The organism is Trueperaceae bacterium (assembly GCA_031581195.1).
Classification (GTDB): Bacteria; Deinococcota; Deinococci; order Deinococcales; family Trueperaceae; genus SLSQ01.
Map to the genome: position 1 here is coordinate 1 of JAVLCF010000073.1, position 12719 is coordinate 12719.

9 protein-coding genes are annotated in these 12719 nt (G+C 69.9%); all 9 read right to left on the reverse strand.

Annotation, left to right across the window (positions count from 1 at the left end; genetic code table 11):
* Positions 1–1400: 1400 nt before the first annotated feature.
* The gene (locus RI554_07825; GenBank protein MDR9391922.1) at positions 1401–3278 is read right to left on the reverse strand and encodes a DUF6339 family protein; all 1878 of its coding nucleotides are present in this window, start codon (positions 3276–3278) and stop codon (positions 1401–1403) included.
* On the reverse strand, positions 3275–4300 hold the full coding sequence (locus tag RI554_07830) for a hypothetical protein (protein MDR9391923.1): 1026 nt from the start codon (positions 4298–4300) through the stop codon (positions 3275–3277). Before RI554_07830 ends, RI554_07825 begins: the two co-directional genes overlap by 4 nt.
* The gene (locus RI554_07835) at positions 4293–6218 is read right to left on the reverse strand and encodes a hypothetical protein (GenBank protein MDR9391924.1); all 1926 of its coding nucleotides are present in this window, start codon (positions 6216–6218) and stop codon (positions 4293–4295) included. Before RI554_07835 ends, RI554_07830 begins: the two co-directional genes overlap by 8 nt.
* A gap of 142 nt (positions 6219–6360) precedes the next feature.
* Complete coding sequence (locus RI554_07840) at positions 6361–6738, reverse strand: very short patch repair endonuclease (GenBank protein MDR9391925.1); 378 nt, start codon at positions 6736–6738, stop codon at positions 6361–6363.
* Positions 6735–8123, reverse strand: a complete 1389-nt coding sequence (locus RI554_07845) for a DNA cytosine methyltransferase (GenBank protein MDR9391926.1) — start codon at positions 8121–8123, stop codon at positions 6735–6737. Before RI554_07845 ends, RI554_07840 begins: the two co-directional genes overlap by 4 nt.
* A complete protein-coding gene (locus RI554_07850; protein ID MDR9391927.1) occupies positions 8120–8869 on the reverse strand; it encodes a DUF6339 family protein in 750 nt (249 codons plus the stop codon). Before RI554_07850 ends, RI554_07845 begins: the two co-directional genes overlap by 4 nt.
* Positions 8866–9813 carry a hypothetical protein gene (locus tag RI554_07855; GenBank protein ID MDR9391928.1) on the reverse strand — a complete coding sequence of 316 codons (948 nt, stop codon included), beginning with the start codon at positions 9811–9813 and terminating at the stop codon, positions 8866–8868. The genes RI554_07850 and RI554_07855 overlap by 4 nt, the downstream gene beginning before the upstream one ends.
* Complete coding sequence (locus tag RI554_07860) at positions 9810–11600, reverse strand: hypothetical protein (protein MDR9391929.1); 1791 nt, start codon at positions 11598–11600, stop codon at positions 9810–9812. The genes RI554_07855 and RI554_07860 overlap by 4 nt, the downstream gene beginning before the upstream one ends.
* Before the next feature lie 207 nt (positions 11601–11807).
* Positions 11808–12719, reverse strand: a 912-nt coding sequence (locus RI554_07865; GenBank protein MDR9391930.1) for a hypothetical protein, incomplete at its 5' end; no start/stop codon positions are given.

A 12719-nucleotide genomic window follows, 5' to 3' on the forward strand; every position in this document is an offset into this window, starting at 1 on the left:
ATCGTCTTCGTGCTTGATCCATCTCGCCTCCCTGAGTGCCGTTGACGTTACGACGTCAAACGGACGGGTGTTGCGTTGATGAATCGAAACCGCCGTCCATTTAAAACCGGCGGCCACACACTGAACGTCCACCAAAGGGGTTGAAAGGTTCATGACTAGGTATGGCGTAACACGACGAGGAACGATACTTTTGACATGCGAACTCATTGCCGAGCCCAATCACTCAGGCCAACCGCGGGAAACGAGGTGTCCCTTAACGCCTCCACGCTTTCGAAGCGGAAGTCTGTGCGGATGGTCCGGCGCTTCATGGGGTGGAACGAGGCGATCTCAGTGGGATAGACTTCAGTCGTGCTGCATGGTTGGAGTTGGCAACAACCCGACGAAAGCATCGGTATGTCCCGTTACGGCGCAGTGTCGTTCCGGTTCGTAAGGCAGGTGATTGCTGGCACGCACGACTTAGCACCCTCATGGTTAAGGCGGGCAAGGTGGGTCGCGAGCAACATGGATGCACGACATCTATTCCGATCGGGTAACGCTCCGTTGGGCGGGTGCCTTGGCACGTTGATTGGCTCGAGGAAGGAGCAGGCGCATGACGAAGCGTGAACTATGGGTGCGATACGGCGACGGCAATATCACGTACGACGCCGACGATCCGACCAAGTACGTGATCCACTACGGGAATGGTATCTCTTCCAGGAGTGACGGGACGACGTACCGTACGCACGATGGCTCCACATTCGGGTCTGATGGATCGTTCTGGGTCGCGAACTCAGGCACTGCGACTGATGGCAGCGTACGCTTGGGAGACTACGTTCTGGGTGGAGTAGGTGCCGCGTTTGGAGCGGGGGCGGACCGCAACCAATCCACGCCAACGGCGACGTCACCGATGGCGAACAAGTTCGCTCGCGCCCGGCCAGCGCCGGTTCGCTCGCGTTCGTCGGTCACGTCGCTTCCCAAGCGTTCCGCCGCTCGTCGCATTGCGGGTAGCGGTCGTTCCTTCCCGGTCACGAGCGGCGCCGTGCTACCCGTGGGGTCCTTATCGCTCTTCATTTTTGGTGTGTTCGCTTTATTAGGTGCTCCGACAGCTGGCGCACTGTTCGGAACCGTGATGTTCTTCGGACCGATCGGCATAACCTTTCTCAAGGAGGCTTCCGCTCAACGGTAAACCGTGGTGATCAAAATTCTTGTTTGGGGGCCACGGCACGATGCTACTGGTTCAAAGCGACCCCGGTAGGGCCGCCTGGATGACCCCTCGATTCAACGACACAGCTCAGTGGTGGGTGAGCGCGACGGGAGATTAGGGTAACGGCGCCGGTCGACGCGTCTGCGCGTTCACTTGCCGTCGCCGAAGCCATCGAGCCGGGTGCGCGGCCGGAGCGCGTAGGGGCGAGGTTCCAGGCTCAGCCACGTGCAGCGTCGACCAACCCCCAGTACCCGCGTTCCCCGACGCGCTCGAACACGTCCTGGTTCGGACGCGACAGGGTTCCGAACGCGTCGCGCACGCTCCATCCTTCGAAGGTGCTCGGAAAGACGCGCTTCGCCGCGGCACCGATTTCGCTCCCGTGCCACCGCGTCACGCCGAGCTCCGACGCCGCCAACGCGTGGGCGATGGCGGCCATCTTCGCGACGTTGGTCCACCGTTTGGATCCGACGTGCCCGTCGCACGTCGTGTAGAGGGTCTCGCCGATCGCCACGAGCGTCCGAACCGTCTCGGGCGACGTCGACACGTCGGTCGCCAAGCCCTCCGCCGTTCGGAACCGTGCGTCCGAAGCCACCCGGGCCTCGAGGCGCTGGAGGGTCTCGAGCAGCGGGTCGCCTACGAACACGAGGTACGCCCCGATCTCGGAGATCGTCACGCGTTTCCGTAACGCCCAGGCCACGTAGAGGCGGGCCGCCGAGGTCGCCGGATCGTCCGTCGCGAGGACGAGTGGGCGTTCGTCGACGTCGCGGAGCCGTGCCCGCAGGTCGTCGTCGACCTCGATGGGTCGGGCCTCCTCGTACGCGGCGACCTTGGCGAGGGCCTTCTTCTCGAGTTGTTCGACGCGTTGCCGCGTCACGTCCCGGTCGCGTGCGATCTCACGCAGCGTCGCCCCCTTCACGAATCGATCGGTCAGGAGTTCGACCGAGCGAGCGTCCCGCTCGAACGCCCCGTGGATCGTGCGGTCGATCCCTTCGGGGTTCCATCGTTCCGGCGTGGGCTCCCACGCCGAGTCTTCGGCCAACGGGTCGAGGATCGGAATCCACGGGTCGGGCAGGCCGTGGTCGAGGTAACGCGTGCCGTGGGCGGTCCACTCGTATCCCCCGTCGGATCCGTTGGACCCCTCGTGCGCGTCGCCGGAGGTTCGCGGGGATGCCGGCGCATCTTCTCCCGGATCGGTCGCGCCTTCGTCGGACGACGCCGTCACGCCGGGCGTCGCGGGTGGGGTCGTTCCGCCGTCGTTCGACGCGACGTCACGGAACCAGCGACAGAGGGCCGCCACCTCGTCGGGGTCGGCGTGGCCGTCGTCGGGTCCCGTGGGTCCCCCCTCCGAGACGAGGGCCTCGACGTCCGGTTCGGCATGCCACCAACGCACGTCCCGAGGGCCGTCGAGCGCAGGCGAGGTGGCGGCTTCGAGAACCCGGAGGCTCAGGCGCGCGTTGGCGGACCGGGAGAGGGCCGTCATGGCCGTATCCGAGAGGCGTGGGCCCCCGTCGAGGCCCTCCGCGACGCGGGTGAAGGCGATCGCGGCCGTCCGGTACTGGGAGTACGACAACTCGAGCGCGAACTGCGCGGTCCGCGTTCGCGCGAAGACGTGGGGGAGCAGCCCGTAGTCGGGACCGTCGCGCGTCAACTCCGCGCCCCACCAGAGCCGCGACAACCCGTTGCGAAGCGCGGCGCCCGTGAGGCGCCAGCGCGGGACCCCCTTCGGGCCTCCGAAGCGAAGATCGATCAGGGGCGCGGCGTGCTCGAGGGCGAGCCAACGCCAGAAGGCGTCGCTCGACGCCACGCGTCGGGACACCCGGACGGCCGCATGAACCCGAGGTGCCAACCAGCCGTCCAGGGCGTTGCGCTCTTCGTCGGTCGACGCCCGTCCATGGACCTCGTGATCGAGCGTCGCCCGAACGAGCGCCTCGAGGGGAGCGAGATCGAGGGTCGCTCCGTCCGCGTCGGGGAGGAACTTCGCGAGCGGGACGAGGTGGTCGGTCCTCGCGTCGGGGAGCTCGAGCACGGGCACGGGATCGCCGAGAACGTCGCCGACGGAACGCAGGTACGCCTGGATCGGGTGCTGCTTGCTCATTCCTCGCTCCCCCGCATGATGGATTGGAGGGTCTTCATCGGTAGCTGGTGACGTTGCACGGCGGAGGCGAGCCGCCGCTCGAGGGCCGCGCGCCCCGTGACGTCGACGACGTCGCTCATGAGTGCTTCGCGGCGGGCGTCCTCCGAGGAGTGGTCCGCGTACAGCTTCGGCAGCAGGACGCGGATCACGTCGCCCTGCCACCCGTCGGGCATCGACACGGTGCCGGTCTCCTCGTCGGGCTCGAGATCCGCCAGCGCCGCATGAAAGAGGTGGGTCAGGGTGGCGCTTCCCACGTGCGCGAGGAGGGACGTGCGGATGGCGGCGGACCCGTTCGAGCCGGACGCGTCCCCCATCAGCAGCGCGTGCACCTGCGCGTGCCGGCGGTTGAGGACGAGGCGGGGTACGGGTCCGTCCACGTCGACGTCGAAGAGGTGGTCCTCCCGCTCGCGCCGGAACGGAATCGGCGAGCCGCGAAAGTCCTCCCAGGTGACGTCGAGGCCCCCTTCGAACGGGCTGGCGCTCTCGTCGATCCGGAGGTCGACGGACGGGCCCTCGGCCAGTCGCGCGCCCTCGAGGGTCGCGCGGCCGGGCGTCGCGTGGGTCGTGAGCGGCTTCCGTCGCGCGGCGATGGGATGCATGCGGGCCACCCCCGCGAGGTCCGCCCGATCCAGCGTCAGGGTGCCGCGGTAGCGGCCCTTGCGGTCGGCCTCGAGCGGCGTCGCGATGCGGAGCTTCGTCTTGGAACAGGTGACGGCCACGAGGACGGTGACGACCGAGGCGGGGTCCTCGCCGACGTGAACGACGTCGCGAAGGTCCCCCTCGTCGAAGGTCGCGAGGAGATCGATGCGAAGGCGCGACCAGTCGTGACGGCCGACGTCGTACGCCATGCGGACGGCGCCGTCGCCCAGGCCCTCGTGACGTACCCTCATGGGGGCGTCGGTGTCGGCGTCGTAGAAGGCGCGGACCTCCAACCGGAGCCCACCCAGGATCGCCCACGGCGCGAAGGCCGCGTCCCTAGCCATCGTGCGCCACCGCTTCCGCGTCGACGTCCAGATGCAGGCGACTCACGGTCGCCGGGATGCCGTCGGCGTGGGTGCCCGATCGGCCCTCGAAGTGGATCGTCTTGACGTCGGCGTCGACGATGCACCACGGTCCCTCGTCGTCGGTGCCCTGCGGCACGTCGTCGCCCCAGGTCAGGGACGACCAATCGAGGTGCAGCATGCGGCCCGACTCGACCTCCAGGCGGAGGCGTGGACGGAGGCGTTTGTGCCCGTCGGACCGTTTGAGGCGAACGTTCGCCTCGACGGCCCACGCGTCGCCGTCCACGTACGCCTTGGGCGACGACAGGCTGGCGGTCACGCCGGACCCCGGACTCCCCTCGGTCGGCAGTTGCAGCAGCTTGCGGAGCTCGATGGGGCCGGTTTCGTCGTGACCATCCCGGCGGTGGACGAGCTTGCGAAGCGTCTCGCGGACGCGCTGGAAGAACTCCTTGAGGCGTGCGCCGGTCCCTTTCTCGTACACCGCCTTCATTTCGTCGCGGAAGTCCCATCCGTCGTGGGCCGGCGGCTCCGCCGTGCGGAGGAACGCTTCGGTCGCCTCCGCGTGCGGTGCGCCGAGCGCCGCGGTGCCGGCGTACAGGGTCGCGTGAAAGCGGTGTCCGCCCGTCAGCACGTTGGTCTGTTGCAGGTACTTGACCACCATGCGGCGCCCGCGGACGAGGGCCACGTGGTCGCGCAGCGCATCGTCCGGCTCGCCCTCGTCGGAGGCGAGGCGGACGACGAGGTGTGCGGCGCCGTCCACCGCGGCCGGGATCGCCGGCACTTCGCGTTGTCCCGGCTTGGTCTTCGTCAAGCGGATGGGCACGTCGGCGCGTGCGACGTCGCCCGCCTCGGCGCCCTCGTCGACCGTCTCGCCTTCGAGGTAGGCGCGATGCGCGTCGCAGAACGAGGGAACGTGGTCGTCGGGATCCACCTCGACCGATCGTTTGCGTTCCCCGTCGACGACGTGCTCGACGTGGACGCTCAGCGACCGATCGAGAATGGCGGGCCAGAAATTGTGGGCGAACGCCCGCTCGAGGGCGTCGACGACGGTGGCGCCGTCCGGCGTGCCCTCCTGGTCCGGGTCCTGGAAGCCCACGATCAACAGCGACGTCCCCGTCGCCTCCTCGGGATCGATCTCGTCGGGAAGGTCCGTGCGGTCCAGGTGGAGGTCGGCCAGCCGATCCGGCGACACCCACGTGGACGCGAAGCCTCCACCCGGATCGGCGTACCAGCCCGGACCGGCGTATGCGTTCCCGCCGATGTCGTGCCACGCGAGTTCGGACTTGGCGATGAAGCGCAACGCGTCGTCCGGCACGCCCTCGGGGCGGTTGCGGTCCGGGCGCGTCGCCACGAGGACCGTGAACAGGTTCGAGCAGGTCCACGAGGCGGCCTTCCCGAGGCCGAACGATCCGCCCGAATCGCCGGACGACTTCGAGCTGTCGAGGTTGTTCCGGACGAACGCGGCGAAGGGGTTCGTCTCGTCGCCCGCGTGCTCGGCACCGAACAGGCCGGTCGTGCCGAAATCGTCGATGCGGAGCAGCGTCAGGCGGTCGGCCTGCTCGAACGTCGACATCCCTTGACGCAACCGCACGCCGAACTTCTGGTCGATGCGCGAGGCGGCCTCGACGTGCGGCCAGAGGTCGTCCAAGCCGGCCTGCGCACGAAAGCGCGCGTAGGCACTCGACGATTTGGAGATCTCGAGCAGGGTGTACCGCATCACGACGCCGGTCCCGTCCCGCGCCGCGTCCAACGAGTTCTGCGCCGTCTCGCGGACGAGCGTGTCCAGGCTGGCGGGGGTGGCGTACGCGTTGGCGTTGCCGTAATCGCGCCCCCCGTCGGGGGGCGCGCCGCGCCACTGCCAGTGGGCCAACCGATCGGAGGAGATTGCCTTGGAGCTCAAGGTCGACTCCGAAGCGGACCCCGTACGCGTCGAAACGACGCACCGATGTGAAGTTCGTACGTCTCCATGACCGCAAGTGTAACGAATGTGAGTTCGGTCGCGGGGGCGTTCAGGCGAACGAGGGACGAACCAAGGCTTCGATCTAGTTCACGACGGAATCCAACGCGTGCGGCGTCGCGGTTTCGCACTCCCATACGACGTACGGCGTCCATCCGGTGGCGCAGAGGTCGGCGAGGTTGCGGGCATCCCGCTGGACGTTGGCCGCGAACTTCGCCGTCCAAAAGGCGACGTTCGTCTTCGGGGTCGAGGTCCGGCGGCAGCCCGCGTGCCGGTGCCAGAAACAGCCGTGGAGGAATACGGCGACGCGGGCCGTGCGGAAGACGACGTCCGGCGTGCCCGGGAGGTCGCGGGCGTGGAGTCGGTAGCGAAGCCCCCGACGCCACAGCGCACGCCGTAGCTTCCACTCCGGTGCCGTGCCCTGGCGGCGGACCCGCGCCATGCGGCCGGATGCGGTGCTCACGGGGTCCCCAGGACCTCCGGTCGGATGGACGCCAGGGTCGCCAGGGCGACGTGGAAGGCCATCGGGGGGGGTACCGCGTCGCCCACCATGCGCGCGATGGAGGTGCGGTTCGGGGTCGTGCCCGACGCGCCGACGAAACGGAAGTCGTCGGGGAAGCCTTGGACGCGGGCGCCCTCGTGCGGGGTCATCGTGCGGCGTCGGGTGGGGTGGACGTAGCGACCGCGGCCGGGCGTCAGGAACCCCGTCGAGAGGGTGCCGGAGGGGCGGTCGGCGTACATCCGACCGTAGACCGAAGGGTACGTGTGGCCGTCGCGGTGCGACGCCGGCCGGACCGCGTCGGGGAGGTCGTGGAGGTCGTGATCGAACAGGTGGTCGATGCGCGCCTGGTTCTCCTCCGACAGTGCCGAAGGGGTGTCGTACGCGTCGTCACCGACGACGTCCTGGAGATCGCCGATCACGTCGAGGAGGTTGGGCGTGGGGACGTCGGTGGCCAGAAGCCAGTCGCGGAGGTGGGGCGCGACCTCCGACGCCACGTCGCCGCGCACCGCGACCAGGAAGTGGCGCCGCCGCGTCTGTGCGACGCCCATGCGGTCGGCGGACAGGACGTCGTCGACCAGCACGTCGTAGCCCATGTTGCGAAACGCGTCGATCGTCATGCCCACGACGTCGCCCGCGTCCGCCTTCACGGACGCCACGTTCTCCACCACCACGGCCTTGGCCCGGAACGCGTGCGCGGCCAACGCCATCCAGTAGTACAGCTGGTTGCGGTCGTCGGTCCTGCGCGTGACGTTGTTCAGGTTCGAGTGCCCCTGGCAGGGCGGCCCCCCGAAGAGGAGGTCCGCGGAGACGTCCGTGGGCAGCCAAGACGCCTCGGGCGTCGTGACGGCGTCGGTCGGAAGCGACGTCGGGTCGTCGATCGCCGCGAAGGTCTCGGGCGTGAGGAGGTCGCGCACCGAACCGAGGTAGGTCTTGCGCGGAGCGTGGTTGTAGCGATGGACGTCGAGGGCGGCCGGATCGACGTCCACGGCGAGGAGGGTGGATGCGCGCCGCCCCAGGGCTTCGGCCGCCCAACGCGTGCCCAGCGAGAGTCCACCCGACCCCGAAAAGAGGTCGACCGTGCGGACGCGCCCACCGCGTCGACCGTCGACCGCGTTCGGGACGCGTCCCTTGGCGCGCGCGAGGAACCACGCGGCGTCGGGTCGCCGACCGAGGTCGCGCGGATCGGCGTCCAGCGTCGCCGCGTACGAGCTCGTGCCGACCGTGACCGTGCGGTGGATCGTGGCGCCCTCCACGGCGTAGCGGACGCCGAGCCCCGCCACGGCATGCTCGTGCGCGTCGCTCGCGTGGGCGTCGCCCACGTCCGGGATCGGGTCGGCGGGACTCACGGCGAGGTGACCTCGGCGTGGACGTCGCGAATCAGGGCGCGGGCGCCGTCGGCGTCCAACAGCTCGAAGGCGCTCGACGCGTGCCGGCGCCGCAACGCCTTCGCCATGGCGCGCACGACGTCGGTCGGAACGTGCGGCCGCTCCGGATCGTCGTCGGGGTGCACGAACGTCAGGAGGGCGCGTGCGACGTGAGGCACCTGTCCGTACTCCGTGCGGAGGAGATGACTGCGCCACAGATCCTGGCTTCCGCGTCGCGCGAGGGCGTAGGGATCCGGCGCGTCGGGATCGAACGCGAGCTGCGCGCGCAACCAGATGCGGGAGAAGAGCCCCTTCTCGAGGTCGGTCGTCACCCCGTAGTTTTCGTCGCGCGTTCCGAACTCGGCGTCCCCGCGGACGTGCCGCCAGGTGACGAGGCGCGCCGGACCGTCGTGCCCGGAGCCGAGGACGAGCCACGCCCAGAATTCGGGGTCGCTGGCGACGTCGGGCGGGACGTCGAGGGTCGCGTGCACGATGGCTGCCGCGCTCCCCTCGAAGCGCGTCCAGTAGCCCTGTTCGGCACCCTTCGGCTCTCCCCAGCGCCGGCGGAGTTCGTGGAGTTCGTCGATGACGTCCTCGATCGATTCGACGTCGAACGCTTCGTCGTTCGCCGGGCCGCGCCAGGTCGTCTCCGCTTCGCGCGGGTCGCCGGCGCGCCAGGTCTCCAGAACGCGTTTCGCGTCACCGAGACTTAACGTGGGGTATCTCATGTCCCTCCGTTCCGACGGCCTTCGAGGGCCTTGCCGAGCCCCAAGCGGCTTTGGGCCCGCGCGCGCAGCAACGTCGCGACGCCGATGCGCTCGACGTCGTGTTGGAGGCGGGCCCGAAGCCGCTCGAAGTCGTCGGCGGTTTCGATGCCGAGTGCGCCTGCGACGGCGCCCATCAGCGTGCCGGGTTCCGGATCGAAGTCGCCGGCGGTCTGGAGCGTCGAGGTGGCGACCTCGACGAAGACGTCGACGGCCAGCTGCGTCGCCAGGGCACCCGCTCCGGGTGCGTCCCCGAAGGCGTGTTGAAGGGCGCTCGCGCGCGCCTCGTTCACGACGACCGTGAAGGCCGCGATGGGTTCGGTGGTCGGCTCGCGCGTATCCCAATCGATGGCCCAGACGGTGTCCTCGGGGAGGCCGGCCTCCGCGAACCAGGTCGGCTCCGCCGTCGCGACGTTGAACCGCGTCCCGTCGACCCGGACCGCGATCTCGAACGACGTCGACGCGACGACCTGATCGACGCGTGAGGCACGCCCCTCCATCGCGGGCAGGGGGTGGGACGGCGAGACGAGGATGGCGATTTCGGTCCGGCGTCCGACCGCCCACGCGTCGGGCGCGAGCGCGAGGTCGTACGTCGCCGGGACCTCCAGCAGCGGCCAGCTCTCCACGACCTCCCACCGTTTGAGCGCCCGGTCGCGGACGCTCACGTGGAGACGAAGGTCGCCGGGGGGGATGCCCACGCGGCCCCCGAGCCGTTCGGCGTCGACGTCGAACGTCAGGGACGGGGCGATGCCCTCGTCGCGTTCTTCCGGCGTCAGCCAGAAGCGCCCCGCCGGGGCGTAGTCCGCGTCGTCCGCGATGCGCATGCGGACGTCGCGGAGTCCTTCGTCGTACCGCTCGTACGGAGCGACGACCCGCGATTCGGTCGCCGTCCAGGCGGCCCCGCTCACGCGTCCCGCCCCGAGAGGGTCACGGAGAAGCGCACGATCGCGTCGTCCGGCGGTGACGTCTCCGCCCGAAACCGCATCCGGTCCCCGGGTTCGACGACGAAGCCGTGCTCCGGGCGGAGCCCGCTGGCCAGCGGCGTGCCGTGTTCGTCGAAGAGGGTGACCTCGAGGGTGTCGAGTTGGCTCAGGTGGGCGTCGCCCAGGAGGTGGGCGGAGACCTGCATGCGGCACGGGATCGGCGCGTCACCGATCCTGGGCTCCACGTCGATGTAGGCCGTGTCGAGATGGCGGTCCGCGTCGCGCCGCTCGCGGACCGAGAGGCTCACCGGGCGGTCGGGGCCCTCCGGTACGGGGCCCGGTGACCGGCCGCTCGCGAACACGCGCCCGAGCAGGTCCTCCAGGGCGCGGAGCTTCGAGGTGGAGGGGAGGGGTTTCGATGCGAACGCCGCTTGGAACTCGCTCGCGAAGCGGCGCACGTGTTTCTCGATGGCCCGCACGTACGTCCGGTCCTCGTCCCGCAGCTTCGTCGATTCCGGGCTCCAGGTGTCGTGCGCGGGGTTCTCCGCGTTGCGCAGGGTGGCGTCCATGGCGTCGTCGGCGACGAACACCCCGGCGAAGGGCGTTCCGGCGTCGCTCCCGGCCGGCAGGTAGGTCACGACGAGGCGGGGGCCACGAAGGAGGGCGACTCGGCCCGACGGCGCTCCCGCGTCGCCATCCGGGGCGTCCGGGTCGACGTCGACGCGCCGAAGGGTCGCCTTCCCGACGACGCGTTTGCCCTTCGAGCGGATGGGTTGGGTCTTGACGTCCGGCGTGTCGCCCCGCGCGTCGAGGAGGTGTTGGAACGCCTTCACGAAGGGGGCGAGGTCCTGCCGCGACGTGGGCGCAGGGGGCGGCAGCACGTGACCGTGATCTCGGAACTCCGCCGTGAGGCCCCCGGGCCCCGTGGTGACGAGGCGTGGCCACCACCACCGCTCGAGAGCTTCGCGTAGGTCCTCGACGGGATACTTCGCGTCGACCACGAAGACGGACGTGCCGGTGGAGGCATCGTCGCGGCGCGACATCCCGAGCGACGTGGCCAGGTCGTCGGCGTCTCGGCCCTCGATCGGGGCGATGGGGAAGTCGGCGTCGTCGGTGGGGACGCCGCACAGCGCGTACCCGGTCGCCCCCTTGGCTCCGTGCCGGTGTTCGGGAAGCAGCGTGACGGCGATCAAGCGCGACGGCGATCCGTCGTTCGGGCGCGAGTAGTAGACGACCGTTCGGACGTCGGAGGCGACGGAGTAGGCGCTCTTGCCGAACCCGTAGGCGCCGCCCTGGTTTCCCTCGCCGTGCGACTGTCCGAAGAAGTAGACCAGGCGTGAAAAGTGGTCCTCGGGCTCCATCGCGCCCAGGCCGCCCCCCAAGCCTTTCGTGTGGAAGTCCTCCACGAGGAGGACCTTGGTCGGCTCGGTGCTTTCGTCGGGCCGGAGGAAGAACCCACCGTCGGCGGCGAATCGGTCCCGTCCCGAGACGAGGCGGACGCGTTCACGAATCTCGTCGCCGGGTACGAGAAAGGAACGGAGTGCGGCGTTCTGCGTCGGGGTCAACGTGAAGGACGAGAACGTCATGTGAACGGGTCGGCGTGCTCCGTCCTCGAGGGCGTCGACGGAGTTCTGCGTCGCCTCCCGGACGAACACCTCCGGACCGGTCAGGTGGGTCGCTTCGAGAAGCGACTGCAACCCACTGCTCTGCATCGTGCCGGCGCTGGCCGTGTGGAACCACCAGGCCGGGCCGTCCCCTTCCCGGATCTTCACGGTACGTCCTCCCGTCCATGCCCATCGGGGCGGCGGCGATGCGCTACGAGCCTCGGGCGAGGCGATCGGAACGGCGTCGTACGGGTGCACGCGGTGCACGTCGCCACGTTCGAAGCGTCATGCTATCCGATGTACGTGGTGTCGGTACGGCGGTGGTGCGGCGCTACCCGGGCCTTCGCAGGACCCGCAGCCGAGCATCGCGGTCCCCTACCGCCCTTCGCACGGCCGCTCGGTCGGCGTTTCGCCCCAGCCCGCGACCATGGTGTCGGCGACGAGGAGGCGGAGGTCGGGGTCGGCGACGTCGAGGAGTGCGCCGGTGACGACGAGGTCGTCGTCCAGCGCGGCGTCGGGGAGGAAGGCGCTCGTCGTCACGGTCCGGGTTTCGCCCGGCTCGATCCCGCCGGCGATCGACAGGCTGGGGTTCGCGTCGGTCCAGGGCACGCTGCGGTCGGTGGATTGCACCTCGTAGGCCGCGCGGAGGCCCGCCAACGCCCACGGCAGGTCGTTGGTGACGTCGAAGGCGACGTCGTAGCCGTCCCCGTACGACTCCGGGACGAGGCGCGTCTCCATGTGCACGTGCCGGTGGAGGCAGGCGCGCAGCGCCTCGACGTCCCGGTCGGGCGCCTCCGCGGGCGGCGCGGACGCCTCGGGCGCCGCATCGGCACCCGAGGCGCCGGCGGTGGCGGCGGCGTCGCCCGTCGCGTCGGTCGGGGAGGCTTCCTCGACCACGGCCGTGGCGATGGCCATGCCCTCGTCGATGACCCAGAGGAAGTAGATCGATTGGTCGGTCAAGAGGGCGGCGAGGCCCTCGGGTTCCCCGTCGCTCCAGGGACCCCAGGTCGGGTCGAGCGTTTGCAGGCGCGCCCCGAAGGCGTCCCGGACCTCGTCGAGCGGCGCGTCGGGCGTCCCGAAGCACACGACCGGTTCGTTCGCTTCGGGGGGTTCGGGACAGGGGACGGGGTCGCGTTCGAAGACGTACGCGCCGAGGGCGACCAGTTCCGGTTCGGCGGCGGGGGGGATGGCGGGGGCGTCCTGCGCCGCGGCGTATGGGACGAGGGCGACGACGGTCAGCAGGGCGATGGCGAGGGGGACGGCGACGGGGTTGCGACGGATGGGGAG

What these genes read in the sequence shown, in the direction of transcription:
- RI554_07825 (MDR9391922.1), bottom strand. Translation starts at nt 3,278, where the DNA reads ATGAGCAAGCAGCACCCGATCCAGGCGTACCTGCGTTCCGTCGGCGAC.
- RI554_07830 (MDR9391923.1), bottom strand. Translation starts at nt 4,300, where the DNA reads ATGGCTAGGGACGCGGCCTTCGCGCCGTGGGCGATCCTGGGTGGGCTC.
- RI554_07850 (MDR9391927.1), bottom strand. Translation starts at nt 8,869, where the DNA reads ATGAGATACCCCACGTTAAGTCTCGGTGACGCGAAACGCGTTCTGGAG.